Source organism: Pseudomonas sp. LBUM1679, from assembly GCF_059695565.1.
Map to the genome: position 1 here is coordinate 4883974 of NZ_CP166774.1, position 26760 is coordinate 4910733.

Genomic DNA, 26760 nt, shown 5'->3' on the forward strand with positions numbered 1-26760 from the left:
TGCCCAGAACCGGTCGATAAAATTATCCCTGACCCCAAAAAAAGTTTACCTGGAGTCAGAGTGAAAGGGTTGTTGGTTCTAAAAATATGTACCACCTTTATGCTGGTGATGTTTTTTAAGCTTAGAAAATAACATACAAAAGCTACCGGCCGGTCAATTTATTTCAAATATGGAATATAAGCTAGACAACAAAAAACTTGGCATTAGCGACCACCTGAAAAATCAAAGCGTGGCCGGATTACTGGTAATAAAGAACGGCAAAATTGTCCTGGAGCATTACGGTGACAGCGTTAATGAGACGACGCTTTGGACATCCAGATCAGTTGCTAAATCCATTGCATCTGTACTCATTGGTGCGGCGATAAAAGACCATGCCATCGAATCGGTACAGTTGTATCCTCTCGCTCGTTAGCGGTCTCGCCCGAAATCCCGGTGTAAAACCAGGAGAGCGCTGGAGTCACAACACTGGTGGGGCTTGGCTGGTAGGTTTGGTTTTGGAACGTGCAACCGGAATGACCATCGCCAAATACTTGGAGCAAAAAGTGTGGCAGCCAGCTGGAATGGAGCGAGACGGTGTCTGGTATGCGCTTAAACCTGGAAAAGTTGATATGGGTGGCTATGGCTTCAACGCAACATTGCGAGATTGGGGTCGCTTCGGTCTGTTTGTGGCCAATAATGGCGTACTTTCTAACGGCGAACATGTCCTGCCTGGCGACTGGATAAAGCGTTCTACGGATTGGACTAACGCAGACGGATCCGTAAAGCCATGGGCTCCGAAGGGTCAGTATGGTTATCAGTGGTGGTATATGGGCTTTGCGCCCGGTGATGAGGCTTCCTATGCACCTACAAGTACTTTTAATTCAGACGAAAGCTTTTGGGCATATGGCATTTTCGGTCAAGCGATCGCAATCAATCAGAAGGAAAATTTGATTATGGTCCAGTGGTCCACTTGGGAGCACGCTGAAGGACCTGATGTGTTGTATGGCGAGCAGGGTGTTTTCTTCAACTCTCTGATTCAGGCGTTGCATTAATACAGAAAAATGAGGGGACTGTAGTCCCCTCATTCAGTGGGAAAATTATTCAGTTATTTGCGCTCTCGCTCTTCATACCACTGCATGAACGCTTCGGCACTTACCGGTCGGCAGACGTGAAACCCCTGGGCCATATCGCAGTGGTAGTCGCCCAGCGCATCGAGCACGTCGGCTGTTTCCACGCCTTCGGCAATGACCGTCATGCCAAGGTTATGACCCAGATCGACGACGCTTCGCACGATAAGTTCGTTCGCCTGATCGCTCTGCATGGCCAGTACGAAGGATTTGTCGATCTTGAGTTCGCTGATGGGCAAGTCCTTTAACTGAGCCAGACTCGTGTAGCCGACGCCGAAATCATCGATGGCGATATGGATGCCCATCGTATGTAACTGCCTGAGGATGGTACGAGCCGCATAGGAATCGAGCATGATCGCGGACTCGGTCACTTCGAGCACGAGGATGTTCGGCGTCAAATTGTAGTGTTCAAGCAGATCGATGACCTGGGCCACCAACTTGTCGTCCAGCAGGTTGCGTGCAGAAATGTTCACGGCGACCGGTATGCATAGCCCGGCGTCAGTCCAGGCCCGCGCCTGGGACAGTGCGAGGTTCAGCACATATCGAGTCAGGGTGCCGATGATCCCGGTCAATTCGGCAAACGGAATGAACTCATCCGGACTCACCAGGCCTCGGACTGGATGCTGCCAGCGCACCAAGGCTTCGACGCCGGTAACTTTCCCTGTGCTCAGGCTGACCTTGGGCTGGTACTCCAGGAACAATTCGTCGCGCTCCAGGCCTCGCCGTAGTTCGCCAAGCATTGCCAGGCGTTCCGGAGAACGCCGATCCGCTCCCGGGTCGTAGGCGAGTACGCCCTTGCCCTGCTTTTTGGCGGCATACATGGCGATGTCGGCACGCTGCATGAGCGTTGATGGATCGTCACCGTGCAGCCCGGAAACCACGACCCCAAAGCTGGCCTCGACATCCAGTTCGACCCCATCGATTTCGAACGCTGCGGTAATCGCCGTGTGCAGCCGTTTCGCTGCTTTCAAGGCTCCCTCCAGGCCTTCGACGGAGGGAAGCAAAATTGCAAACTCATCACCACCCAACCGGGCGACCGTGTCGATTTCCCGCGCTTCGTTGATCAGCCGCTTGCCGATCTGGTCGAGCAGGCGGTCCCCATAGTGGTGCCCCAAGGTGTCGTTGACTTCCTTGAACCGGTCCAAGTCAATCAGCAACAGGCCCGTGCTTGACCCCTGACGGCGGCCCAGGCGCAGTGCCTGCTCGAAACGGTCCGCCAGCAGTGTTCGGTTGGCCAGCCCGGTGAGCTTGTCATGCAGCGAAGCGTGCAAGGCGTCCTTGCGTTGACTGTCGAGCTCGACACGTGTGCGCCGCAGCACTTCGGCGAACAAGCCCGCGAGCAGCAGTCCTGCGATAAAAACGATGGGCGTGGTATTGGCGTTGAACGACTCCCGTGTACGCAGTTTCTCCAGTGCCACGATCGACTCCTGGTGGTGAGCGGCCGCTGCTTGCAGGACGACGTTTTCAATCTTTTCGAACAGCGGGTCGGCCTCCTCGTTGTCAATCCGGCGCGCCCGCAAGGCATCTCCATGATCTATGGCGCCGAACATCCTGTGGATGCTTTCCAGATAGGGAGTCAGTGAGGTGCGAACATCCTCGACAAGCAGATGATCGGCATGCGTTCCGGAGCGGTGAATACGCTCTAGCGCAGTACCAAGTTGCGCTACGACATCGTTGAAATTACGCAATACGTCAGGCCCGGGATCCAGCCGATACTTATGCTCCAAAGACTCGGCGGCCAGCACGGCAGTCGCCGCCGCCGTGTAGTGATCAGACAGAACGCTCGAGGCGATCGCCTCTTGCCCCAGGCGTCCGGTGGCAATCGCAGACCATACCGCAAAGCCGCTGATTGCCAGCAGCACGGCGACCAGACCATGGCGAGCCCACCGGCTGGGTATTATGCTGCTCCAGCGCATAAGCTTGGGTACAACGATCTGAGGTGCGAAGACTTCAGGATGCTCCGGACTTGCTGGCGGTAAATTGCTCATGCGCTACCTCATGTAGACGTGGCTGCTTCCATTCTCATTGGCAATATCCACCAAACCTCAAGCTTAGTTGAGAAACGAAATAAAACTTGGAAATTCGATAAATACTGTGCAGCATTAATCGCATTTAACAACAACTAATTGACAATAATCAGGATTGTAATCGACTGAAATCCAAAATAAATTTTCAACCTTTCGCGCACTATCTCATGCGTATGCCGTGGATTCTACTGGACCTAAGCCGCAACTACTGGTGGCGTCAGCGTTAAGAAACGCCATCTTATTAAGCTGTCTATGGCCTAAGAAGTCTTTTGCCGATATTTTTTATAATGGCTCACGAGTTGCAATTTAATTATTTAATGCTATGGAGGCAAATAACCGTCAAGGTTCAATTGCAGCCCGTCGCGGCAGGCAGCAATCGGTCCAGGCTGTGTGAAAACGCGCTAAATACGTCGAAAACTGAGAGTCGCGAGGATTGCCTGTGGAATCAGCGGACGGAAGCGCGAATCATCTAAGTCAGCTACATAGACGTTCGTAATGCCGTTTGGGCCGCGTCAGCGGCCCAAACGGCTACTAACGGGCGAGCAAGCGGCTGGACTCACGCCCTGATCGCCTCAAGCAGTCCTGCGATGCCAAAGATGTTCATCATTCGTTTGAGATTGTAGGCGAGCACATGAAGGCTCATTTCGGTACTTACCCTTGGTAGGGTTTTGGTCAGGAAGTGGGTGGCGCCCATCCAATATTTGAGCGTTCCAAAAGGATGCTCAACAGTCTGGCGGCGAACCTTCATCTTCCCCGGGTCATGCTCCAGCCGAACCTGCATCGCGTCGATTACCGACTCATGTTCCCAGCGCTTCACACGGCGCTCCTTACCCGTCGTACATTGCTTTTGCATTGAGCAGGACTGGCAGCCCGAGAAGTAGTAACAATGCAATAACATACCGTCTTCCATCGACGAATGCCGCCGGGTTAGTAACTGCCCCGCAGGGCATCGATACTCGTCCGACGCAATAAGGTAGATGAAATCCTGCTTACCAAATCTGCCTTCGGCTTTGCTGCCCGATGTCAGGGGTTTCGGCACGAAAGTAGTGATGCCGGCTTGCTCGCAAGCAAGGATTTCCAGACCTTTGTAATAGCCTCGATCAGCCACCACCGTGAGCGATTCAGCTCCAATTTCTTCACGCGCTTGGTGCGCCATATTGCTCAGCTGCCCGCGATCATTGCCAACGTTGGTCACCTCATGGGCAATGATCAGATGGTGTTTGTCGTCGACAGCGGTTTGCACGTTGTAGCCAACCGTCCCGGTGCCTCGACCGCTCGTGGCCATTGAGCGTGCATCTGGGTCTGTGAGGGAGATCTGCTGGTCTGGACTTTCGTGGAGCTGGGCCTCGATTTCCTTGAGTTTCTGCATCTGCTTTTTCAGTGTTTCTATCTTTTCTTTAAGCCGCTCTGCTTTGGCCTCGGCCACTTCGGGCGTTGCTCGATCCGCCGAATCCATCGCCGCCAGATAGCGATCAATGCTCTGCTCGATCTGCTGCATGCGTGCCTTCACCTTGCCCTGAGTGAAGTTGCGGTCGCGATTATTGACGGCTTTGAATTTGCTGCCGTCGATGGCGATGATCGACTGAGAGAAGAGATTGAGGTTGCGGCAAAGCACCACAAATTGACGGCATACGTTGCGAATGGCTTTGCCGTTGTCTTTGCGAAAGTCGGCAATGGTTTTGAAGTCCGGAGCCAAACGCCCCGTTAACCACATCAACTCGACGTTGCGTTCGGCCTCACGCTCAAGCCGGCGGCTGGACTGAATCCGATTCAGGTAGCCGTAGATATATATCTTCAGCAACACCGCAGGGTGGTAGGCCGGACGACCCGTAGCGGCAGGATCGACGCCCTCAAAACCAAGTGCGCCCAGGTCGAGTTCATCGACGAAAACATCGACCACGCGCACTGGATTTTCTTCGGCTACGTAATCGTCCAGACACTCCGGCAGCAAGGTGACTTGCGTCCGAGCCTCACCTTCAATGAATCGCTTCATGATCGCCCCCGCTACGATCTCGACGATCAGAAGATTAGACAATTGCGGGTGTTTTCACACAGCCTGGGCCAATAGCGGACATTTGCAGCTCCTCATGCGCGTCTCGAGTGGAGATCACGGCAGTCTAGCCAGCCCGCCTAACCCGATCGCCTTGAAGGCGCTTCTCTTCATGCGCGCGCTTGGCAAACAGGCCCCCAACCCAGTCAGTAAAAGCTCGAACAGTTATCGATGAGCGATTACCAACTGGGTAGACCACCGAGACGGGTACACTTGGTTCACTGAACTGCTTCAGTACCGAAACCAAACGCCCGCTTCGCAAATGGTCATGAACGAGGTAACTGGCTACTCGAATCAAGCCAAGATTTTTCAAGCCGCAGTTTACATACGCCGAAGTTTCGTTGACGGAAATCGTGTTGTTCATTCGGATATTGACGGACTCGCCATTGGCGACAAACACCCAGTCAATAGTCTTGCCTGACTGCGGATGAAAATAGCCAACAGTTCGATGGGCCGCGAGGTCAGTCAATTGTCCGGGCGTTCCATACTGTTGCAGATACTGGGGAGTGGCGCAGGTGATCCATTCGAATGCAGCGACGCGGCGCGCGATCAGGTTTTGAGAGTCTTGGGGGATGCCGGTGCGGATCGCACAATCGATATTGTCCTGAATGAGGTCGACCACCCGGTCATCCAATCCGATCGTCAATTGAATCTGCGGATACAGTTCGATGAATTGGTTGATTTCCGGCAAGATCAACTGATTCGCCAGCGCATGGGAAACATCGATTCGCAGCTTTCCTCGCGGCGATTGGGTACAGCCTGGCAGGGTATTTTCCGCCAGTTCTAATTCAACCAAAATCCGCTTGCAGTAGTCATAGTAGTGGAGACCGTCGGGGGTCAGGCTCAGTCGTCGTGTAGTGCGATTGAGCAAGGCTACCCCGAGATGAGTTTCCAAATACTGGACATGCCGCGATATCGTCGGCGTCGTCACGCCCATCACCAGCGATGCTTTGCTGAAGCTGGCTTGTTCGACCACATGGGCGAACGCTTGCATGGCTTGAAACCGATCCATATCCACTACCTCACTGATTGCAGCATCAAACGTGCGGGGTAAATACACGACGGGTGAGTCGATCCATGGACAGCAAGTAACCCGAGAGTTGCGCGCGATCCGGATCGTCAATCACACCTGAGGATGCGGGCGCCACACTGTCGATCTCGGTTAGCAACGGATGCTCATCGCGGCTGGTGTCGTTTCGATAGTTGGCAAGCAGTTCGGCGCGCCATTGGGGCAGCGCCTTGGTGCCGGACGGCGAAAGGTTACTCGCCTCGACAAATGCGCTGACATGACGGACCTGACTCATCAGGAAGATCGCCCGCCCCGCCTGCTCGATCAACTCGAGCTTCTTCTCAGGCGCCTCATAAATCGAGATATAGACCATCTTGTCGATAACCAGCCCGACCCGATCGGTTAGGGCTGTCGACGACGTTCGTTCTACGGAGCTATCGGTGAGGAAGCGATCCAGGTCGTGTTCGAACACTTCACTGACCCGAACGGGGTTTTTCAATACCCGTTTCCTGGGCAGCCAGATGTATAGAAAGGCCAGAGCAATGGTGCCCAGCCCCATGCTCAGCGAGCGCTCGATAGCAAAACCGATGTCAACCGATGGCACGTTTTCCGGCAGCAGGAACACCATGAAGGATATATTGAAGCCCAGGCTGTAGGCGAAACTCGTCAGGCTGGACAAGCCCATGAAGCCAAAGAACAACACCAGCCCACTGGTCACAATAAGTAGCTCGACGGCGCTCGGCGCCTGAGCCAACACGCTCAAGAACACCATCCCAACCGGAATGGCGACAAAGAAACCGATGGCGATATTCTTGAGAATAAGCTCCGGGTGCGGAAGCTTGCCCAGCATGATGCTGAAAACGACCGGAACGACGCACATCAAAAAACCGTAGGTCCAATCAGTTGCATACCAGAACGCGAATCCCAGCAGAAACAGCACCGCCGAGCGAGCCCCGGTAATCAAACAGTTCGACAACTGTCGATGACGACGAACGCTGATCCCTTTGACGCTGACTTTCTCAGCCTTCATCAGACTCGTATAGAGCTGGGCAAAACCTTTGAGGTGCTGCGCCAGATCAGCGATCTTACTCAGCAACATGCTCAGCTCGCCATCCTGGTGCGCTACGTCCTCGCTACGCTCGCGCGCATCCCCCATAAACGTTTCCAGCAGATCAATATCGCCGCTGGCGGGTACAGCCTGGTGGGCAAGGACGTCAACCAGGTGCTCCAGCTCATTGAGTTCAACCGCTAACCGCTGGCAATACACAGGCGTGAGTTGCTGCAGTGCATACGAGTCAGTGGTGATCTCGATCGCCAGCTTGTTCATTTCCCGAGCGACCTGCGCACCCCGTCGGCCCCAGGGCCCTTCAAACTCACAATGATCAGCCAGGTCCGCGTGTTCGATGATGCCGCTGAACACAGCCGACAGACGTGCCTGGAACTGCTCAGGATCAGATCCGAACTGCGTATTGAGGGCAAACACCGATTTGAACAAGCGCCCGGAGGACAGGCGCAGCAAGTCCGAGCTGAACGTTGGCCAGATGCAGGCGCTGACAAAAGATGCCCAGACGATCCCGGCAATAATGGTGCCGATCCGATCAACGAATATTTCGAAAATCTCTTCGCTGGTGGGCCCCAGCGTCACCGTTACCATGACCATGATGCAAACAGTCACCGCGAAGATCGCACACAGAAAAGTGAGATTGGCATCACGTGTATGGTAGGAAAGCGCCGAGGCTATGAATATGACGATGGCGACCGACAACGCTGCCATGAGCGGGCTTTGTCCGAAAAAGTTCATCAGCGCCACGCCGACAACACCGCCCAGCAGGGTACTGAAACATTGAAACAGACACTTTTTAAGTACTTGTGCGTGGTCAGGCGAAAAAAACGAGATCATCCCGGTAATCATGGCCCATACCGGGTGTTCAAAGTTCATCAACAAGGCAATGAACAACGCACCCAGGACCGAAATACTGATTTTGATACCTGTCTTGACGGCGACCTTGTTGCCTAACAGGTATGAATCTAGCGCTGTAGGAGCCATCTAATTTGCCTCGACTTTGCACGAAGATACTGCACTTGCCATCTGAAAAAATCGTGCCGAAGCCTACAACACCGATTTCACGTTTTCGCTGAAAGCATGAACGACCGAACGCTGGTCACGCTGATCGCCAGCCGGTACAACGACTTTCAACGTGGCCGACATGCCAGAGCTCAAGTTGACGCCTTCGGGCACATGATCGATCTTGATATTGACGGGAATCCGCTGGGCCAGGCGAACCCAGGCGAAGGTCGCTTCGACACTAGGGAGCATCTGATTGCCCGGCGTGGTATTGCTGTTGGAAATACCACTATCGATCGATTCGACATGACCGTCGAGCTTCAAGGTCCCGGCCATCAACCATATCTCGACCTTGTCGCCGATCTTGATTCCAGGGATTTTGGTCTCTTCGAAATAGCCGGTGACGTAGTAACTGTCGTCCTTGACGAGGGCAAGGCGATTCACCCCGCGGTTCACGTAGTCGCCTTTTTCCAATTCAAGATTGACGATTTTTCCGGAGGCCGGGGAGCTGTAAGTGGTTCGCGCCAAATCGATCTTCGCACTGTTCAGCATGGCGACTGACTGTTTGTAGCTCGCCTGCTTTTCCATCATGTCCAGGCGCGAGGTATCGAGTTCTTCACGGCTGACGGCGTCGGCACTCATTTGCGTCCGGCGTTTATAAACGTTAGCAGCCCGATCCAAGCCCACCTTGGCACTGTCCGATTGGGCCTGCGCCAGATCTACGGCTACTTGATAGCGTGCATGATCCACTGTGAACAAGACATCGCCCGTTTTAACTTCGCGCGAGTTCTCTGCATGCAACTCATCGATCCACCCCGACACATCAGGGGCGATGTTGATGACGTCGGCCCTGACCCTCCCGTCGCGCGTCCAGGGCGAGTACATGTAGCTATCCCAGATGTAAACCAGACATATGACGATGGCGCCAAACAGCACCAGCGTCATGGCCATATTTGCGACTCTTTTCATTTTTCGTCTCTCAGAAAGTAATTCGTACCAGCCCAGCGAGGATCAACATGAACAGCAGCATGCCCAGCAAGCTTTCATTGCGTTGCATTGAATAGGGAATGATTCGATCCACAACTCGGCTGGCCACAACAGTCACGGCACCGGCGATCAGCACCATCATGAATATCGGGCTTACCAGCAATCCCTGAAAACTTACTTCGTGCAGCGGCATAACAGGCGATCCTCTGGTGAAAGGCTGAATACGCAAAACTCGGTCATCCGGCTGCCGGCCCTCTCCAGCGCAGAATGGGCCCAGGGGCGGACAACGACAGGGGGCTCATGAGTCAGCAAGGGATGACCATCAGCAATCTCGTATTACGATACAGCATCCCGCGATACGAGACAACGAGACCGCTCTAAAATTTTCCTTTTTGCCCGACTCTTGTCTGGATCAGCAAAAAGCAGCCACCGCAAATGCTGCGTTCGGCCCAGCCAGGGCCGACGCATTAGGGGTTTGAACTCAGGGGACATGCCGACACAGGCCGTGCCGTAAAGATAAGGAAGTTGCTAACGCAGCGCCTGCAAATGACGTTTAGCGACCCGCCACAGCGCCCTTGGACATGCGACCTATCTTCTTCTCGATCTCGCGCTTGCAGTCCATCAGCGCCTCTTTGTACGTCTCACCATTGCGCCCGGCGCGGATGCTCGGGGCGATGATGCTGATGGAGTAATTTCCGAGATAAGTCTCCAGGGCCACGGCAAAGGTACAGACGCCCTCAATGTGTTCCTGATCATCCACCGCGACGGCAGACTGACGTACTTCTTGCAGTTGGGTAATGAGCTGCGCGCGAGTCAGTGTGTGTTCGGTAAGCTCCGGAAGTTTCTTCGGAAGAATGGCTTGCAGTGCATCGCCGGGAAAGGCTGCCAGCATTATTTTTCCTGCTGCGGTGGCATAGGCTGGAGCTTCGATACCGACCGAGAAGACCACCCGCAATTCGCGCTCGAAAATGATGCAATCGACGACGTTGACCTTGGCGCCCGCCAGCGTCGCCAAGCACACCGACTCTCGGACCTGAGCCGACAAGATGTTCAAGTATTCCTTGACGCTAGAAATGATATCGGCCTGAGTCTGGTGGATAAGCTGACCGAATGCATGACCCAGACGAAACCCTCCTGACGGGCCGATTGACTCGACCAAGTGCTCTTCTTCGAGTGCAACGATGATTCGGTGGACCGTGGAGCGCGGCAGCTTAACGATGTTGGCGATCGCCGAAAGACTCAGTCCGGCAGCATTGTTTCCCAGCGCGCGCAGGATCGCGGCGGCTCGGGCGATGACCTGGATACTGGGTTGCTTGCTCTCTACCAGGTCGCTTGGATCAGACATCGAATCACTCCAAAAAATAGGCATTACATCGCTAATGGCGGCAGCTCGCAAATTTATCGCTGCCGATTTCAGCGCCTGAGGCTGGGATGCCGCCGCCACTCACCAGCCCCTGCAACGTATGCACGAACGACGCCGTCAGCGTCTCGGTGGGCCCGGAATTGTGTAACGACTCGATAACCAGACCAGTGATCGACAATGCCATCAGGTGCGCCAGCACATTCAACTGGGCTTTCGTACGCTGGGTGGACACCTCCCCCTGTGCAATTAAGAGCAGCATGAGCTGGGCCCGCAGGTTTTGCAGCGCAATACGCCAACGGACCACCACAGGACATTCCAGCGCGCCAATTGCGCCATCCTTCAACAGAATTGTGCAGATGTCTCGGTGATGCTGGACGTTGAGCGTGTCATTCAATGCGCGGGCAAAATACTCGAAACCTTGTGCCGGATCAGCCGTTGGCACGAAGAATCCCTCCAGCGGCAAGACCGAGCCGTTGATGATCGACAGCAGTAGCTCCCCCTTCCCCTTGAAATGCCAGTACACCGCACCTCGACTAAGACCGGCGCACTTCGCGATGCCCTCAAGTGTCGAGTACGCGTAACCGTACTTGGCAAACATCCGTGTTCCCGCCTCCATCAATCTGACACGTGTCTGTTCCGACTCTTCAACCGTTTTTCTGGCCATGCCGATCGCTACCCGATCTGTGGGCGGCAGACTGCCGCCGATGGGTGTCATTCAGCCCTCCATACACCTCGTCACAACGAAAACCGAGCCTTGCAGGTGAGCCGCATCGTGATACACTTTCTCGCATCACGGTACAGATACGATTAATTTTTTACAAGCTGGCAGCCAACGCCCTCAAAAAAATCAGGTAAGAACCATGAAGTTGAAAGCACTTACTGTTGCGATTCTGCTGGGCGCCAGCCTGCAAGGTTGCAGCTTGATCCCCACCTACCATCGGCCTGAAGCGCCGGTGGATCAGAGCTGGCCTCAAGGTCAGGCTTATAAAGCCTCATCGGTGGGTGGGGCCAACAGCGCCAAATCAATCGCTGACTTGCACTGGCAGCAATTCTTTCGCGACCCGGCCATGCGCCAATTGATCGGGTTGGCCTTGACCAACAACCGGGACCTGCGCCAGGCGGCCTTGAACGTCGATGCCTACCGAGCGCTGTATCGCATCCAACGCTCCGAGTTGTTGCCCTCCGTTGACGTCAATGGCTCAGGCGCCAGACAACACCTGGCGGGAGATCTGGCGGCTTCCGGGAAGAGCGGGACCTATGGTAACTACGAGCTCAATGTCGGCGTCGCGTCTTACGAGCTGGACGTGTTCGGACGAATCCAGAGCCTGAATGAGAGCGCCCTGCAAACTTACCTGTCGACAGAAGAAGCCCGGCACAGTGTGCAGGTGGGCCTGGTGGCCAGCGTCGCCAGCGCCTACCTGACCTGGAGAACGAACCAAGAACTTTTGCGCATTTCGCAGTCGACATTGGACACCTATACCCATGGACTCAATGTGATGCAGTCCGCCCGTTCTGCCGGCACAACCTCTGATTTGAGCGTGCGTCAGGCGCGCACCCTGGTGGATACCGCACGCACCAAGACCTTGGCCTACACCCGCCGAGTCGCCCATGATATGAACGCCTTGGCGCTGTTGGTCGGTACCCACATACCCGGCAATCTGCCTGAAGACGGCGATTGGACGCAGCGGATGATTGCCTCCATTCCGGACGGTTTGCCCGCGGACATCCTGCGCCAACGCCCCGATGTCAGAGCAGCGGAGCGCGACTTGATCGCCGCAAATGCCAACATCGGTGCAGCGCGGGCTGCGTTCTATCCTTCCATCACCTTGACCGCCAATGCCGGCGCGGCCAGTGCGCAGCTGTCACAGTTGTTCGCCGGAGGCCAGGGCCAGTGGACGTTCATTCCCCAGATCAATATCCCGATCTTCAATGGTGGGCGCCTCAAGGCGAACCTCAACTACGCAGAAATCCAGAAAGACATCCGCGTGGCCGCCTACGAAAAAAGTATCCAGACGGCTTTCAGTGAAGTGGCCGACGGCCTGGCCTCCGCAGGAATCTACGAAGAGCAACTGCAAGCGCACCGCGATCTGGTGCAAGACAACAGCGCGTACCTGGATCTCGCTCTGAATCGCTTCCAACACGGCGTCGACAACTTCCTGCCGGTCCTGGATGCCCAGCGCAATTTGTTTGCGGCGCGCGAAGAGCTCGCTTCCAACCAATTGCTGCAGCTTCAAAGTCAGGTCCAGCTCTACCGCGCCTTGGGCGGCGGCTGGGGCCCGCAGTCAGTTGACCAGAATGCCACGATCCAGCAGTAACTGGTCCCACTGCGGCGTATCGCCGATGCGTCCTATCAAAAAGTCGATCAAGGTCCGCACCTTGAGGGCTCGACGTTGGGTTTCGGGATACACGGCGGCAAAATCGAAGGATGACAAACGATAGTCGGTAAGAATCGGCACCAGTCTCCCGGCAAGTAGCTCGTTGCTAGCAAGAAGTGTCGGCAAGCAGGTGATCCCAGCACCGCTCAAGGCATAGTCACGCAAAAGATGGACCGAACTGGAGCGCACCTGACCGTGTAAGGTCAAATCGATACACTCCTCGCCCCGAGTGAACTGCCACCGGTTGCGTGACGGATAGCCACCGTAAAGAGCAATGCGGTGATCCTTGAGTTGTTCGGGATGCTGGGGAGCATCATGTACGCGCAAATATGCGGGCGATGCACAGAACAGCCGATACACATTAAACAGCTTGCGCACCACCAGGCGTTCAGCCATCGGCGGGAACATCTGGAAGGCAATGTCAAAGCCCTCTTCGATCGGATCGACCACGCGGTCATTGACCACCACATCGAACTCGATCTCGGGATACATAGCGGTGAACTCCGCCAGCATCGGACCCAAATGATCGATCGCGAACCCTTGCAGAACCTGTACGCGTAACTGACCCGTGAGGTTGGAGCGCTGATTGCGCATTTTCTCGGTCAGACCATGAAAACCGGCAACCATGTCGGCGCATTCTTGGAAATAGGCTTCGCCAATGTCCGAGAGTCGAACGTGGCGAGTGCTGCGGTGAAAAAGCGGCGAATTGATGAACGTCTCAAGCTGTTGCACACGATTAGTAATCACTGAGCGAGTCACGCCCAGCTGCTCCGCCGCCTTGGAGAAACTACCGGTCTGCGCCACGTGCACGAACGCCTCAGTGATGAGTAGACGATCCATGACCTCCCCTTTTTTTGTGATGATGGGCTGGAATTCGTTTTAGGTGAGTCCGGCACAGCCTGCCGTTTCATAGTAAGGCTGCGCCGGTGATCTCGCCAGCGAAGCGATCAGGAAAGGTGGTAATCGGTCGGCTCGACTTCATGAGTCCGGCGCCAGAACTCTACTGCGTTGAACGGGAAGTTCTGGGTGACCCGCCCTTTGCTGTTCTTGTACCAACTGTTGACCTTGGAGAAGCCCCAGGCGCGCAAGCCATTGGCGTCGTCGACCCTCTGGTTGTAGCTCTCGAACACCTGCAGCTTGATCTCCATGCTCTGGTGCCCCCCCTCCAGCAACAGACGCACGGCATCGACGATATAGGTCGCGGTGAACTCGGAGAATTGAATAATGGTGCTGTACACCACCAGCCCTGTGTTGGGCCCGTACATGCAGAACATATTGGGGAATCCAGGCACTGTCATACCCATATAAGCCCGCGCGTCGTCATCCTTCCAGACCTCATGCAAGGCCAGGCCGTCACGCCCGGTAATGTTGATCGGCATGAGGAACTTGGAAGCGTGAAAGCCGGTGCCATAGACGATTACGTCGAACTCGTGCTCGGTGCCGTCCACACAGCAAATGCCCTTGGGCGTGATGGCCTCGATCGGCAGACGAATCATGCTGACGTTGTCGCGTTTGAGCGTCGAGATCCAAGTACCATTGTCGCGGATGATGCGCTTTCCGCCGACCGGAGAATCCGGAATCAGCACATCACGCAGATCAGGCCGGTCGGCAAATTGTGGCTCCATCCAGGCGCTGATTGCCTGGCGCAATTGATCGTTGCGCGCCGACACCGCGACCTCGGTCGGAGGGTAATCGACATCCACCACAACGTCTTCGAGGAAACCGACACTCTGCGGCATCACCATGGCCGCCCGATACCACAGGCTGTAGTTGGGCAAATTGGTAAGCAACCACTTGCAACTGTCGGAGATTTTCTCGTGCAGGTCAGGCGTGGGCAACAGCCAGTTGGTGGTGCGGGCAAAGACCTTCAGATCGGCAGCCGTCTTGGCCAGTTGCGGAATAAACTGGGCAGCACTCGCTCCAGTGCCGATCACACCAACCCGCTTTCCGCTCCAGTCGACGTTGTGATCCCACTGCGCCGAGTGGAAGGCCGGACCTTCGAAGGTCTCGATGCCGGGGATCGCCGGAATCATCGGCCGATTTAATTGCCCTACTGCAAACACCACCACGTTGCTGTCGACGCGGGTCTGCCCTGTACTGTTGCGGCAGAGCATTTTCCAACGCTGGCTGTCTTCGTCCCAATGGGCATCGGTGACTTCGGTGTTGAACTGAATATGCTCATACAGCCCTTTCTCCCGCGCCACCGCCTGCATGTAACCGAACACCTGCGGGCCGGGGGCGAAACAATCGTCCCAGGTGCTGCGAGCAAAAGAGAAGCTGTAAAAGAAACTATTGATGTCGATGCGGCAACCCGGGTAGGTATTTTCGCGCCAGGTACCACCGACATCGGAGCCTTTCTCATAGACAACGAAGGGCACACCCGCCTGTTTGAAACGCAGCGCCGCGATCATGCCGCTCTCCCCAGCGCCAATGATCACCACCTTGAAGTCACGGCCGGCGGCCACATGTTCTTTATGCCAGCGTGGGGCGCGAGGGTCCTCTTCGGCGGTCACCAGTTCTTCGGCGACCAAAGGCAGATAGGGCTCGATGACAGGCCCCATCAGCCAAGTCCCCAAGGCATGCAGCTGATCGCTGGTCGGGCGCGCCGGCACGGGCAGCCCGCTGTCGCGGAAAGCCAATAGCCGGTGCAGGCAGAATTCACGCACCTCGGCTTCGACGTCGGAGTTCATCCCGCTTCCTGCGACGCCCATGGCAACTACAGGTTTCCAGTCCGGCTTGAGCACATCGAGGTCGCCGGTCAGGTGCGCGACGGTCATCAGTAAGGTCGGAATATCGGCCCCCTGCAAATGGCCACGCAGGGTTTCTTCATCACAGTCAAGGGAAGCCAAAGTAGTGTTATAGGCGCTCATGGGTAAACCTCTTGTTCTTGTTGTCGGGGATCATTGATCGGTCGTACGGGGTTTAAACGGCCTGCAACCAGGGATCGATCTGGTCACTCAGCCAATCCAGCGCCTCGCGGCTGGCACGCAGGAAAGGAATGGTCACGAAGCCGTGCATCTGCCCGCTGAAACAGCGTTCACTCACAACGATGCCGGCCTGCGCCAGCCGGTTGGCGTAGGCTTGGCCTTCGTCGCGCAACACATCGAATTCCGCAGTCAGCACCACCGCCGGTGGCACGCCACGAAAGTCCTTTGCGGCTAACGGTGATGCCGAAACCTGCTGGCGCTCGTTGGCATCCGGCAGGTAGTGATCCCAGAACCAACGCATGTCATCACGGGTCAGCAGCAGTTGCCGTTGCGGGTCGAGATAACCAGGCCCATCGAGATCAGCCTGGGTCGCCGGATAGATCAACACCTGCAAGGCCCAGTGCAACTGGCCTCGCTGGGCAGCACGCTGAGCGAACACGGCCGCCAGGTTGCCGCCGGCACTGTCGCCCGCGACTATCAATGTGCCGTTGGCCGAGCCGGCGAGCTGCTCGCGACGGTCCATCAGCCACTGTGCGGCGCGCTCAACGTCATCGAGGGCAGCCGGAAAAGGAAACTCCGGGGCCAGGCGGTAATCGACGAGGACGACGGTGCAGTCGGTACGGTGCGCCAACTGGCGAGCGAAGTGGTCGAAGTCGTCGAGCCCACCCACGACCCAGCCCCCGCCATGCAGGTAGAGGATGGCGCCGCGTACCGAGGCGCTGGGCGTCAATACACGCAGGCGCGTCCCACCCAATTGCACGTCCTCGACGCTGTGCATGGTTGGCCCCTGGGCCAACGGGCGCAGGCTCGCCATGACTTCACGAGCCTCGTAGGGATTCATCAAATGAAACGGTTTCAGGCCGCTCTCGGCCATTTGCTCAAGTAATCGGGCAGACTCGACATCAAGCGTCATAGCGTTGCTCTCCTGTCATGGGTGCACCTGCTCGGGTGCGTTGTGAACCTCGGCCAACCACAACACCCCGTCCTGCTCAAACACCGGGACACTGTCCAGGTTCGCGCCTTCACAAGGTCCATCGATGCAGTGGCCATCTTCGAAACGAAACATCGCCCCGTGATGTGCGCACATCAGCAGTCGTGTCTGGTAGGTGCTGAACAGCCCCGGTTGATAGTCCAAGGGGATGGAAAAATGCGGGCAGCGGTTACGGTAGACCCACACCTGCGTGCCCCGTCGCACCGCGATCAAGGGAGTGGCCTGGCCCCGCAGCGTCGCCTCAAACCCGAGTGCTCCGCCATCGGGCACCTGATCGAGGGCGCACAGCCGAATATCTGCCATGCCTCACCCTCCCATTTGGGGATTACCCAGGCCCCAGTACCAGGGCCGGATCTCGACGCGCTCGAACAGCCCTGCCCGGGCATAAGGATCATCGGCAAAAAAAGCCTCGGCCTCGCTTAAACTACCTGCCTCCACTACCAGCAAAGTGCCATTCATGGCGCCTTCGCAGCCGTTCAACGTCGGCCCGCCCAAGCGCACCACCACGCGATGCGGGTGGGGCTCGCGCAGATACTCACGATGCAAAGGGCGGATCTCGCTACGCAAAGGCCCGCGGTCGGGCTTGTCGGTGGCGAAGATGGCAAAGAAATGATTCATGCCGTGGCCTCCAGGACGAAGTCGAAACTCGCGATGTGGAAATCCGTGCCGATATCGAACTGCTCGGCCAAGGGATCGCTGGCGGACCGTGGTTCGTACACGACCCGCAGCGAATCCTTGACCCCAAATACGGCGTCAGAATCGATATAGGGATCGTCGTCGTTGAACAGATGGGTCACCAGTCGGCGATGCCCCCTCGCATCCAGCATGAAATGCAGATGCGCCGGCCGCCACGGATGGCGGCCGCTGGCCTTCAGCAGGTCGCCAACCGGGCCGTCGGTGGGGATCGGATAACTTACCGGCACCACGCTGCGAATCGCATAGCGCCCCTGTTCATCGGCGTGGTAACGACCGCGCAGGTTGCCGTGCGGCTGCGCGCCATCCTGACCCGAGTACTGACCGTTTTCCGCGGTCTGCCACACGTCCAGGGTGGCCCCCGGCAAGGGGTTGCCAGAGGCATCGCGCACGTAACCGGTGATCAACGAGGCGCTGCCGGGAATCAGCGCCATGTTTTCACCGTATTCCCGTTCGGGCATACCGGCAATATAGAACGGCCCAAACACCGTGCTCTGCGTCGCCTCCACGGCACTGCGGTGCTCGATGGCGTCGACTAACATGGACAGCCCCAGAACATCCGAGAGCAGGATGAATTCCTGGCGAACCACGTCGTCACACTTTTGCCCGGTGGCGGTAAGGAATCGGATCGCCTGCAACCATTCGGCCTCGTTAAGCTCGACTTCACTGGCGAACTGGTGCAGATGTGACACCAATTTCTGAAGCAAAAAGCGCAGGCGTGCATCGGGTGTGTGCGCAAAGCTGTTGATGGCGCGTGCGGTTATCTCGCGCTCGGAAGACAAGTCGAGGTTATTCATCTTGTTATTCTCGGGTGGCAATCGTTGGAAAGCGGCACCATCTCAGGCCGGTGCTTGCCCGTTCAGCGCTCGGGTCAGCAATGCCTCAATGGCATCCTGTTCGAACGGGCGCGGGTTGTAGTAAGGGCTGGCGCAGGCAATGCGCGCCGCTTCGGCCGGGCCTTGCTCGGGAAAGCCGATCTCGGCCAACGCCAGTGGAATGCCAAGGCGACGGTTCAACTCGTACAACAATGTCCCCACTTCATCGGCGCGCTCACCGCCCAGCGCTCGTGCAGCGCGGCGCAACGGCTCGGCCGCTGCACTGCGGTTGTAATGCGCCGCATGGGGCAGGACGATGGCGTGGGCCTGGGCGTGTGGCAGGTTGAAGGTACCGCCGAGGGTGTGGCACAACTTGTGGTGGATCGCCATACCCACCGAACCCAGGCAGATACCGGCCAACCATGCGCCTTGCAAAGCCTGGCCACGGGCCTCGACGTTTTGCGGGTCGTCGACGATTTTCGGCAGTGCCTGTGCCAATGCGCGGATCGATTCTTCGGCCATCAACGAGATCACCGGGTTGGCGTCCTCGGCATACAGGGCTTCAATCGCATGGGCCATGGCGTTCATGCCCGAACAGGCCGACATACCCACCGGCAGAGTCAACGTCAGCTGCGGGTCATAAATCACGGTCTTGGGCAGGACGCGCTGGTCGCGCCCAGTTTTCTTCAGGCGGTTTTCGGTCAGGCCATAGATCGGGGTCATCTCCGATCCAGCGTAAGTGGTTGGGACCGCCAGGATCGGCAAACCGCTGTCCATGGCAATCGCCTTGCCCAGGCCGATGGTCGAACCACCGCCTACGGCCACGCAGCAATCCGCTTCGCGGCGCACGGCCTCCTCGCGGGCCGCTTGCGCTGTTTCCAGCGGCACGTGCATCACCGCGTAGGGATAGACACCGGCGCTGCGATCACCCAGTAACCTGGCGACCTGTTCGCCCAGTTCCTGTTGCTCCGGGGTGGTCAGGATCAGCGCGCGACGGGCGCCCAAGCGCTGGATTTCATCACTGAGGCTGGCCAGTTTACCGGCACCGAAAATCACTCGGGTCGGCGTGCCTTGATAGATGAATGCGTTCATGAGGTCGCCTCAGCGCGGGTAGTGGGGAAGGATTTTGGCATCGACGTTGACCCATACCGAGCGAGCCTCGGTGTAGTCGTGAATGGCGTCGAAACCCATCTCCCGGCCGTAACCGGATTGACCCAGACCGCCAAACGGGCTGCCGGGGCTGACACGCTTGTAGCAGTTGATCCAGCACATGCCGACGTTGATCTTTTCCGCCACACGATGGGCGCGCTGCAGGTCACGGGTCCACAGACCACTGCCCAATCCGTAGTCCGTTCCGTTGGCTATCTCCAGCGCCTCTTCCTCGGTGGAAAACCGCAGCACGGTCACGAAGGGGCCGAACACCTCTTCCTGGGCCACACGGTCACTTGGCTTGGCTTCAACGATGGTCGGCTCGATATAAAAACCCGAGGCCAACGCGGGATCGCTCGGCGCCTTGCCTCCGGTGAGGACGCGGCCGCCCTGCTCGCGAGCGATGTCGACGAACGACAGCACGCGGTCGCGGTGCAACGCAGAGGTCAGTGGGCCCATTTCGGTATTCGGATCCAGGGGATCGCCCAGGCGGATGGACCGGGCCAAGGTGACAAAGCGCTCAAGAAACTCATCGGCAATGCTTTCTTGCAACAACAACCGCGAACCTGCGATGCAGGCTTGGCCCTGATTGTGGAAGATCGCCCAGGCCGCGCCGTTGACGGCGGCGTCGAGGTTGGCGTCTTCGAAGACGATGTTGGCCCCCTTTCCGCCCAACTCCAGTTGCACGCGTTTCAGGTTGCCCTGGGAAGCTTCGACGATGCGCCGCCCGGTGGCGGTAGAACCGGTGAAGGCGATCTTGCCGACATCGGGGTGTTCGGCCAGGCGTTGCCCGGCGGTATGGCCATAGCCTGGGACGATATTGACCACGCCGTCTGGAAAGCCCACTTCTTTCATCAGCTCGGCGATGCGCAGCGTCGAAAGTGGCGTCAGCTCCGACGGCTTCAGCACCACTGTATTACCCGCGGCCAGCGCCGGGCCCATCTTCCAGCTGGTGAACATCAGCGGAAAATTCCACGGCACGATCTGACCCACAACACCGATCGGCTTGCGCTGCACGTAATTGAGAAAGCCGGCATCCACCGGAATAACCTTGCCTTCGATCTTGTCGGCGATACCGCCAAAATAGCGGAAACAGGCGGCGGTGCGCGGTACGTCGAGGATCCGTGAATCACGTAGGGGATGGCCGGTATCCAACGACTCCAGGTGCGCCAGCTCATCGCTGCAAGCCTCGATGCGATCGGCCAGCTTCATAAGCAGACGCCCCCGCTCTGCGCCCGGCGTGGCAGCCCAGGCTGGGAATGCGCGCTTGGCCGCTGCCACGGCGAGATCGACGTCTTCGGCCTGCGCCGCGGCAATGCGCGTGATCAGCTCGCCATTGGTAGGATTGACGACATCGATCTCGCCCCCTTCAAGGGCGGGGACGAACTGGCCATCAATGAACAATTGGTTTTGCATGAGCAAAGACTCCCTGCAGTGCCTGGATAGGCACTGTGAAATGCACTGGTATGGGAATGCCGGCCCAGCCTGAATCGCTGGGCTGCGGTGATTAGAATTCGACGGGGTACGGCTTGAGTTCGCCGCTTTCGTAACGCTGAGGCAGGTTAGGCGTGGCGTTCTCCCAGACCAGCAGCATCGAGCGCTTAGTCGAGTAACCCTGGTGACGGATGTCGGCGGGCATCGCGCAGATGTCGCCGGCACGCATAGTGATCCGCGCACGAGGATTGCCATCATCCTTGTCGCCGATATCCCAGATGATCTCGTCGCTGAGCTGCAAGAACCACTCGATCCGGTCATTGCCATGGACAATCGGCAGGATGAACTCTTCGGTGGTCGGGCAGAACAGACTGGTGCCGCACACCGAAGTCACCGAAGGGTTCCAGCTCACGTCAGAGCGTGATAGATACTTGTATAGACTGAAGGCATGCAGTTGGCCTTCAAAACCTTCGGCCGCATGTACCTCGGGTTCGTCCTGGGCTACATCGGCGAAATGGCGGTTGACCGGCAGGTCGTCGCGCAGTGGCGAATCTCCTTCCAAGCCTGGCATGCGGCGGGTGGCAACGCGGAAGCGCTCGATCGCCTCGATGTTATCGCCGTTTTTGCGGCCAAACGCCGTACCGGTTTCGCTAGGCGCGGCAAACGGGTCAAAGCCGGCGTTGGTCCAGTCGCGCAGGATCGCCTTGAAAGTGGCCATGATCTGCGGCGTCTCGAACTGCTCGGTGTAGTCGACACCTGCTGCTTTCAGCACGCCATTGAAGGTACCCGCGTACATGTCGACTTTGCCGTACAGATTGCGGGTGCCGACGACGTGGTCGAAGTTGACCCAGCCGTAGAAGAAGCCCCACGCCACATCGCGCATCACCGCACGCAGGAATGCATCGGCGGGCATCAAGTGCGAGCGTTGCTCCCCCTTGGCCGGCCATTCGATGCGAGCGAAGTATTCATCTCGTGAGAGCTTGAAGGAGCCCAGGTTAAACGCTTTGTAGCCGGTGACTGGGTGAGCGGCACTGGCATCTACCAGGGTATCAAAGATAAGTGCACTTTCAGTTTCAACTGCTTCGAGCATAGCCATGATCGGCTCCTGTTATTTTTGGATTAATGTCGAGGTCAGAACACAATCATTTCAAGCAGATGTCAGCCCACTTCTCGATGCTGAGGGAGCCCTGTACGGTTTGCTGCAGGAGCACGCAGGGGGTGCTCGCTTCAAAGCGGTAAGCGCAGCCGGCCGGTAGCAGCGCCTGATGGCCGCGCTTGAGCAGCACGTAGCCCATCGGCCGACCTTTAGGCAGTTCGCCGGCCAGCTGGGTGCCGTCGCCTTGGGCCGTTGCCGCGTCGAGCTTGAGAAAGTCGACGCGAACAATGCCGTCAACGGCGATGACGAATTCGTCGTGGGCGCAGGTGAACCAAGGGGAAGTGCCTTCAGCGCGGATGGCTTCGATGACATAGCCGAGATTAAGGCCTACGACGACTTTCTCGTAGGGTGCCGATTGCGCGGCGACTTCGAAAATATTGGAAAAGGCATAGTGGCTTTTTTTGCCGGTGACCAGTTCGATCGAGCCCTTGTTGTACTGCGCCAGCGAGCCGAAAACCGTATTGAATGCAGGTTGGGTACTCATCGTTTTAGCCCTGTTTATTTTTGTGTTGAGTGGCTAAACGTTAAGGCGCGTCCCCGTGTCCTAACAAGGCCATTATGAGCGAAATGACTGTTCGCGAAACGCGAACAGTATTGCTGCAACCCTGCAGCTCGCTTGAGCGTAGAGGCGGTGATGGATCAGTTGTTCGTTTTCGACGAACAGTCATTTCGCAATATTGTCCTTGTTGTGCAGGGGCGATGAACTTACCGTCTGGGCACTCGACTATAAAAACAACAGGCCAAGCCATGAGTACCCAACCCGCCTTTTAGACGATCTTCGAATCGTTCCAGCTCTGTCTGATCGACTTTAAACAATAACAATAAGGTAAATGCTCTATGCGTATTCCTATCGCATCACTGTGCGCGGTGTTTTCATGCACCCTGTGCGCGGCATCTCCCTCCCAGCCTGGAGAAGGTGACTTGGCAACCTGGCTGATACCTGAATTGGAAAGAGACACCGGCATCAGGATTTATGGCGTCGTGGACGCAGGGTATTCCCGCAACAATACATCGACCGCTAGTGAGCGGCATGGCGGCCTGACCAACTTGCCAGTGGCGGGATACGCCGACGAAAAGTTTCAATTATCCTTTTTCAACTTATTTATCGAAAAGCCACTTAATACCACCTATGTTCCGCGCGCTACGCCATTACCAGGACCGCAGCCGACCGATACGTCATTCGGCTTCACTTTTGGGTTGCTCTATGGCCGCGACGGTCAATTTGCGCGAACCACGGGTTGGGATGAGCACTGGGGGGTGAATGAGCCTGGCGCATCAGACTCGGCTAAAGCTCAGCGACGCCGGCAAAACTTCTACGCATTTCCCGACTTGTTTGGCACAGCCTATCTGCCTGTTGGCACAGGGATCAGCGTCATGGCCGGGATCTTCGGACCGGGCGTAGGCTACGAGATTCCGCCGAACATCCGGATTGCGCGCAACGCTTTTGCTACCAAAACCTACGCATTCGTAACCGAGCCAGCGACCGTCAGCGGCGTCGTTTTGGGCACTAGACTGATGAGTACGCAATCAAGTCTGCTCGGTGGAGAAATAGGCATTGTGCAGGGCTGGAATAACCTGAGAGACAATAACGACAGTAAATCAATATTAGGCGCAATACGTTGGCGCAGTGCCGACATGCGAGGATGGATCGATTATGAGTTTATTATTGGCGACGAGCAGAATAAATCTATCGATGATATTCAAGCCCCCACTTCTCGATTGATATCATCAAGTGGCCAACTCAAACAGCAACATTCATTGAATGGCTGGTTCGCGCTTGACCAGCACTGGTCTATCGGCGCCGAGGCGGTGTATGGACACCAAAGTGGCGACGGCAAAGTTGATACTGTCGACATCGTGACCGGCCCGCGGTTCTCAGGCGCTCACTGGTGGGGCGTCAATAGTTCTCTGAGTTATCACTATCGCAGCGACCTTATCTTCTCGGCGAGGGCGGAACATTTCGCGGACCCCGACGGCTTCGCGCTGTTCCCGGTATCAATAGCACACGGTGCATTCAATGCCCTGACCTTGGGATTTCGCTATGAAGCAACGCGTAATTTATCGTTGCGTCCTGAAATCCGATATGACTGGTTCGCCGGCAGCGATGATGACAACCCCTTTGGCAATGGCAGGGACCGCAAACAAGCTACAGCGACCGTGCAAGCGCTCTATTATTTTTGACCGCTGTCACCGAAACCCTACTTGCGCTACGTGAACGAACCGCGGCGAGGCTATCGATGCGGTTTGGCGTCCGCGCGATCGCTTCACCCCACGCAAGGTCACGTTAAAGCATCCCTGGACGATGGCGCCAGGGGGGCAGCTCGTATCAGCGGACGTTAAAGACGCCTCAGAACACCGGTTTCAAGTCTCGTAAGGCTCGCGGCCGGCCGCCATGGCGGCCAAAAATCCGTATTTCATTGCTTCATCGTCCTAGTATTTGATACCAACGCTAACCATTTCTGCTTGCTCGAATGACCGCTATGGGTCCAGGCTGTGTGAAAACGCATGCACCGTTGTGAAGTCTGCGTTGCTACGTAAAATCTGCCAGAGTTTTGTTGGTCAACAGACCTGAAATTTGTGTAGGAACGCGATTTTCGTTGCGGTTCTGACTGTCAAACTCGCTCTAAAACGTTTTCACACAACCTGGGTCGTTTTCTGCCTCTCGCGACGGGCAGAAAACGGCCAGCAGCGGACGAACGTGACCTGTGCTGACAGGTCGGAAACGTACGCGCGAATTTGCAGCTAATTGTCCTTCAACCATTCCTCGATCAGTCTTTCTGTCGCACACATTTCATCCAGAAATTTCTGATCATAATGACTGGAGGTTTCCAGGTAGCCTCTCGTGCAATTTAACAGTCCCTTCAAGCTCGCCTCCAGCTTCGGCTCTGAGCCAGTACCGAATAGTGCCAAGGTCAATTCGTACCGCCTCATGAAATCCGCCACTACCACCTCATCAGACACCACGAGTTTTTCGCGCATGGCAGTGGCGGCTTTTTCGATTTGCTGGTTCAAACCCAATAATCTGTCGTTACGCACATTCCACTCCTGCTAACGTTCGCTCTCGGCCTCGGCCGTTCGATGAGACAGTGTAGTGGTCTACTGAAACCGCCCGCAGAACCTTAAAGCTTGAACTGCGCGACCAGGGTGTTAAAGGACAAGGCCAGCCGGGCCTGTTCCTGGGTGCTGGTGGCCAGCGACAGGCTCTTGCCCATGGCGATGACGGCCCCGTTGGCACCCGATTGCACCGTATTGATCATGCCTTCGATTTCGACAGTCGAGGCTTGGGTGCAGTGGGCCAATGCGCGCACTTCATCGGCCACCACGGCAAACCCGCGCCCCTGCTCGCCGGCACGGGCGGCTTCGATGGCCGCGTTGAGCGCCAACAGGTTGGTCTGTTCGGCGATACTGCGGATCACGTCCAAGACCTTGCTGACTTCCCGAATGTGCCCGGCCAGTTCGGTCACCGTCTCGGTCGACCCGGTGATCTGTTGCACCATGGTGCTGATGCCCTTGAGCGTATGGTCGACCTGAGCACGTCCATCGACGGCGTCTTCGGTCGCGGTTTTAGAGGCATCGGAGGTCGAGACCGCGTTACGTGCCACTTCCTCGACGACCGCGGTCATTTCATTGACCGCGGTGGCCGCCTGCTGGATTTCGTCATTCTGCCTTGTCAGGCCACGGGTGCTTTCCTCGGTGACCGTGCTCAGCTCTTCGGCGGCCGAGGCCAACTGATCCGAGGCCCTGGCGATCTCCTGGAGGGTGCGCTTCAAACCACCTTGCATATCCGCCAAGGCATTGAGCAGTTGCCCCGCTTCATCGCCACGGGTAGTGGAAATACGCTGAGTCAGATCGCCAGCGGCAATGCGCTGGGCACTCGCGACCGCCACTGCCAATGGGCGAGTGATCATGCGGGTAACCAGCATGCCCAGGACAGCGGCCACCAGAAAGGCGATCACGATCCCGACCGACAGCATCAGCGTGGAGCTGGCTTTGAGTGCTTGCGCACCCTCGGCACCCTTTTTGATCTGTCGATCGATCGAATTGATCATAACGTGCAGGCACTCGCGGGCCTCTCTGAATTCGTCCAGGGATAGCGCGTTCAAGCGAGTGCGTGCCTGGGCGATATCGCCAGCGTTCAACAGTTCCAAGATCTGCCGGGTCGCGGCCACATAGGCAGGCCACAGGGCTTCGTACCGGTCCCCCACCACCCGCTCATCCTCCTCCAGCGGCGTGCCGCGGTAGGTCGCGAAGGCTTTCTCCGCCCGTGCCTGCTCCGTCGCGTCGAAAACTTGGACTTGTTCAGAATGTTCATGCGACGAACTCGATGGGTTAGCCATTATTATTGTTTGAGGTTTGCAGCTGACAGCCCCCGCCAAGGCACGCAGCTATCGGGCTTGACGGGGGATTTCGCTTCACGACTTCGGTGAGACAGCCAGTATCGTCAAGCGCAAGTCGACTGCGTCGCATTGAACGTCAGTGACGTGGCATTTGATGACAGAGGCTGCAATACCCGCGGTAGATTCCCCGTGAAGCGTATTCAGCCAAACCCTTCAGCACATGATCATTGCGGCAGCGAGACCAGCCGCGGCTTCGAGCTCTCGCTGCTTTTGCGC

Annotated in this window: 22 protein-coding genes and 1 pseudogene; 3 read left to right on the forward strand and 20 right to left on the reverse strand. The window is 56.9% G+C overall.

The genetic code is table 11. The features are described 5' to 3' along the window. Positions 1 to 371: 371 nt before the first annotated feature. Positions 372 to 1031 (forward strand): serine hydrolase domain-containing protein, encoded by a 660-nt coding sequence (locus ACA062_RS22215; RefSeq protein ID WP_497453026.1) that lies wholly within the window; start codon positions 372 to 374, stop codon positions 1029 to 1031. A 53-nt stretch (positions 1032 to 1084) separates the two neighbouring features. Here the strand turns inward: ACA062_RS22215 and ACA062_RS22220 are convergent, their stop codons facing one another. From ACA062_RS22220 to ACA062_RS22255, 8 genes are all read right to left on the reverse strand, one after another. Continuing rightward, positions 1085 to 3094, reverse strand: coding sequence for a putative bifunctional diguanylate cyclase/phosphodiesterase (locus ACA062_RS22220; RefSeq protein WP_497453027.1), 2010 nt, complete (start codon positions 3092 to 3094; stop codon positions 1085 to 1087). Positions 3095 to 3689: 595 nt separating this feature from the next. Beyond that, on the reverse strand, positions 3690 to 5126 hold the full coding sequence (locus tag ACA062_RS22225) for an IS1182 family transposase (protein ID WP_497453028.1): 1437 nt from the start codon (positions 5124 to 5126) through the stop codon (positions 3690 to 3692). A gap of 124 nt (positions 5127 to 5250) precedes the next feature. After that, positions 5251 to 6195, reverse strand: a complete 945-nt coding sequence (locus tag ACA062_RS22230) for a LysR substrate-binding domain-containing protein (RefSeq protein ID WP_497453029.1) — start codon at positions 6193 to 6195, stop codon at positions 5251 to 5253. A 25-nt stretch (positions 6196 to 6220) separates the two neighbouring features. Beyond that, a complete protein-coding gene (locus ACA062_RS22235) occupies positions 6221 to 8239 on the reverse strand; it encodes an FUSC family protein (protein WP_497453030.1) in 2019 nt (672 codons plus the stop codon). Positions 8240 to 8302: 63 nt separating this feature from the next. Beyond that, positions 8303 to 9208 carry an efflux RND transporter periplasmic adaptor subunit gene (locus ACA062_RS22240; RefSeq protein WP_497453031.1) on the reverse strand — a complete coding sequence of 302 codons (906 nt, stop codon included), beginning with the start codon at positions 9206 to 9208 and terminating at the stop codon, positions 8303 to 8305. A gap of 28 nt (positions 9209 to 9236) precedes the next feature. Then, positions 9237 to 9437 carry a hypothetical protein gene (locus tag ACA062_RS22245; RefSeq protein WP_497453032.1) on the reverse strand — a complete coding sequence of 67 codons (201 nt, stop codon included), beginning with the start codon at positions 9435 to 9437 and terminating at the stop codon, positions 9237 to 9239. 360 nt (positions 9438 to 9797) lie between these two features. Beyond that, positions 9798 to 10589: an IclR family transcriptional regulator gene (locus tag ACA062_RS22250; RefSeq protein WP_497453033.1), complete on the reverse strand. Its 792-nt coding sequence runs from the start codon at positions 10587 to 10589 to the stop codon at positions 9798 to 9800. A gap of 31 nt (positions 10590 to 10620) precedes the next feature. Continuing rightward, positions 10621 to 11322, reverse strand: a complete 702-nt coding sequence (locus ACA062_RS22255) for a TetR/AcrR family transcriptional regulator (protein WP_497453034.1) — start codon at positions 11320 to 11322, stop codon at positions 10621 to 10623. Positions 11323 to 11467: 145 nt separating this feature from the next. On the opposite strand from ACA062_RS22255, the gene ACA062_RS22260 reads away from it, so the two are divergent. After that, the gene (locus tag ACA062_RS22260; protein WP_497453035.1) at positions 11468 to 12922 is read left to right on the forward strand and encodes an efflux transporter outer membrane subunit; all 1455 of its coding nucleotides are present in this window, start codon (positions 11468 to 11470) and stop codon (positions 12920 to 12922) included. Here ACA062_RS22260 and ACA062_RS22265 read toward each other — a convergent pair. The 10 genes from ACA062_RS22265 to ACA062_RS22310 form a co-directional block, all read right to left on the reverse strand. Continuing rightward, the gene (locus ACA062_RS22265; RefSeq protein ID WP_128871361.1) at positions 12890 to 13822 is read right to left on the reverse strand and encodes a LysR family transcriptional regulator; all 933 of its coding nucleotides are present in this window, start codon (positions 13820 to 13822) and stop codon (positions 12890 to 12892) included. The genes ACA062_RS22260 and ACA062_RS22265 overlap by 33 nt on opposite strands. Positions 13823 to 13929: 107 nt before the next feature. Beyond that, complete coding sequence (locus ACA062_RS22270) at positions 13930 to 15852, reverse strand: flavin-containing monooxygenase (protein WP_497453036.1); 1923 nt, start codon at positions 15850 to 15852, stop codon at positions 13930 to 13932. Between the two features lie 52 nt (positions 15853 to 15904). Further along, positions 15905 to 16822 (reverse strand): alpha/beta hydrolase, encoded by a 918-nt coding sequence (locus tag ACA062_RS22275; RefSeq protein ID WP_497453037.1) that lies wholly within the window; start codon positions 16820 to 16822, stop codon positions 15905 to 15907. A 15-nt stretch (positions 16823 to 16837) separates the two neighbouring features. Next, on the reverse strand, positions 16838 to 17203 hold the full coding sequence (locus ACA062_RS22280) for a Rieske (2Fe-2S) protein (protein WP_497453038.1): 366 nt from the start codon (positions 17201 to 17203) through the stop codon (positions 16838 to 16840). Positions 17204 to 17206: 3 nt separating this feature from the next. Further along, positions 17207 to 17518, reverse strand: coding sequence for a YciI family protein (locus ACA062_RS22285; RefSeq protein ID WP_497453039.1), 312 nt, complete (start codon positions 17516 to 17518; stop codon positions 17207 to 17209). Beyond that, a complete protein-coding gene (locus tag ACA062_RS22290; protein WP_497453040.1) occupies positions 17515 to 18390 on the reverse strand; it encodes a dioxygenase family protein in 876 nt (291 codons plus the stop codon). Before ACA062_RS22290 ends, ACA062_RS22285 begins: the two co-directional genes overlap by 4 nt. Positions 18391 to 18432: 42 nt before the next feature. Next, on the reverse strand, positions 18433 to 19500 hold the full coding sequence (locus ACA062_RS22295; RefSeq protein WP_497453041.1) for a maleylacetate reductase: 1068 nt from the start codon (positions 19498 to 19500) through the stop codon (positions 18433 to 18435). Between the two features lie 9 nt (positions 19501 to 19509). Further along, positions 19510 to 20973 (reverse strand): aldehyde dehydrogenase family protein, encoded by a 1464-nt coding sequence (locus tag ACA062_RS22300; protein ID WP_497453042.1) that lies wholly within the window; start codon positions 20971 to 20973, stop codon positions 19510 to 19512. 91 nt (positions 20974 to 21064) lie between these two features. Continuing rightward, positions 21065 to 22087: a hydroxyquinol 1,2-dioxygenase gene (locus ACA062_RS22305; protein WP_497453043.1), complete on the reverse strand. Its 1023-nt coding sequence runs from the start codon at positions 22085 to 22087 to the stop codon at positions 21065 to 21067. Positions 22088 to 22133: 46 nt separating this feature from the next. Further along, positions 22134 to 22631 carry a cupin domain-containing protein gene (locus ACA062_RS22310; protein ID WP_497453044.1) on the reverse strand — a complete coding sequence of 166 codons (498 nt, stop codon included), beginning with the start codon at positions 22629 to 22631 and terminating at the stop codon, positions 22134 to 22136. 437 nt (positions 22632 to 23068) lie between these two features. Between ACA062_RS22310 and ACA062_RS22315 the strand changes: the two genes are divergently transcribed. Continuing rightward, positions 23069 to 24328, forward strand: a complete 1260-nt coding sequence (locus tag ACA062_RS22315) for an outer membrane beta-barrel protein (RefSeq protein WP_497453045.1) — start codon at positions 23069 to 23071, stop codon at positions 24326 to 24328. 561 nt (positions 24329 to 24889) lie between these two features. On the opposite strand, the gene ACA062_RS22320 is transcribed toward ACA062_RS22315, so the two are convergent. Both ACA062_RS22320 and ACA062_RS22325 read right to left on the reverse strand, forming a co-directional pair. Beyond that, on the reverse strand, positions 24890 to 25183 hold the full coding sequence (locus tag ACA062_RS22320) for a hypothetical protein (protein ID WP_497453046.1): 294 nt from the start codon (positions 25181 to 25183) through the stop codon (positions 24890 to 24892). A gap of 131 nt (positions 25184 to 25314) precedes the next feature. After that, a pseudogene (locus ACA062_RS22325) lies at positions 25315 to 26484 on the reverse strand (methyl-accepting chemotaxis protein); the annotation flags it as partial. Positions 26485 to 26760 lie beyond the last annotated feature (276 nt).

Excerpts from the sequence above, each read along its gene's own strand:
- ACA062_RS22285 (WP_497453039.1), bottom strand. The coding sequence starts at position 17,518 with ATGAATCATTTCTTTGCCATCTTCGCCACCGACAAGCCCGACCGCGGG.
- ACA062_RS22280 (WP_497453038.1), bottom strand. The coding sequence starts at position 17,203 with ATGGCAGATATTCGGCTGTGCGCCCTCGATCAGGTGCCCGATGGCGGA.
- ACA062_RS22305 (WP_497453043.1), bottom strand. The coding sequence starts at position 22,087 with ATGGCTATGCTCGAAGCAGTTGAAACTGAAAGTGCACTTATCTTTGAT.
- ACA062_RS22290 (WP_497453040.1), bottom strand. The coding sequence starts at position 18,390 with ATGAATAACCTCGACTTGTCTTCCGAGCGCGAGATAACCGCACGCGCC.
- ACA062_RS22295 (WP_497453041.1), bottom strand. The coding sequence starts at position 19,500 with ATGAACGCATTCATCTATCAAGGCACGCCGACCCGAGTGATTTTCGGT.
- ACA062_RS22270 (WP_497453036.1), bottom strand. The coding sequence starts at position 15,852 with ATGAGCGCCTATAACACTACTTTGGCTTCCCTTGACTGTGATGAAGAA.
- ACA062_RS22265 (WP_128871361.1), bottom strand. The coding sequence starts at position 13,822 with ATGGATCGTCTACTCATCACTGAGGCGTTCGTGCACGTGGCGCAGACC.
- ACA062_RS22255 (WP_497453034.1), bottom strand. The coding sequence starts at position 11,322 with ATGACACCCATCGGCGGCAGTCTGCCGCCCACAGATCGGGTAGCGATC.
- ACA062_RS22310 (WP_497453044.1), bottom strand. The coding sequence starts at position 22,631 with ATGAGTACCCAACCTGCATTCAATACGGTTTTCGGCTCGCTGGCGCAG.
- ACA062_RS22235 (WP_497453030.1), bottom strand. The coding sequence starts at position 8,239 with ATGGCTCCTACAGCGCTAGATTCATACCTGTTAGGCAACAAGGTCGCC.
- ACA062_RS22220 (WP_497453027.1), bottom strand. The coding sequence starts at position 3,094 with ATGAGCAATTTACCGCCAGCAAGTCCGGAGCATCCTGAAGTCTTCGCA.
- ACA062_RS22215 (WP_497453026.1), top strand. The coding sequence starts at position 372 with ATGCCATCGAATCGGTACAGTTGTATCCTCTCGCTCGTTAGCGGTCTC.
- ACA062_RS22300 (WP_497453042.1), bottom strand. The coding sequence starts at position 20,973 with ATGCAAAACCAATTGTTCATTGATGGCCAGTTCGTCCCCGCCCTTGAA.
- ACA062_RS22245 (WP_497453032.1), bottom strand. The coding sequence starts at position 9,437 with ATGCCGCTGCACGAAGTAAGTTTTCAGGGATTGCTGGTAAGCCCGATA.
- ACA062_RS22275 (WP_497453037.1), bottom strand. The coding sequence starts at position 16,822 with ATGACGCTTGATGTCGAGTCTGCCCGATTACTTGAGCAAATGGCCGAG.
- ACA062_RS22240 (WP_497453031.1), bottom strand. The coding sequence starts at position 9,208 with ATGGCCATGACGCTGGTGCTGTTTGGCGCCATCGTCATATGTCTGGTT.
- ACA062_RS22250 (WP_497453033.1), bottom strand. The coding sequence starts at position 10,589 with ATGTCTGATCCAAGCGACCTGGTAGAGAGCAAGCAACCCAGTATCCAG.
- ACA062_RS22225 (WP_497453028.1), bottom strand. The coding sequence starts at position 5,126 with ATGAAGCGATTCATTGAAGGTGAGGCTCGGACGCAAGTCACCTTGCTG.
- ACA062_RS22230 (WP_497453029.1), bottom strand. The coding sequence starts at position 6,195 with ATGGATCGGTTTCAAGCCATGCAAGCGTTCGCCCATGTGGTCGAACAA.
- ACA062_RS22260 (WP_497453035.1), top strand. The coding sequence starts at position 11,468 with ATGAAGTTGAAAGCACTTACTGTTGCGATTCTGCTGGGCGCCAGCCTG.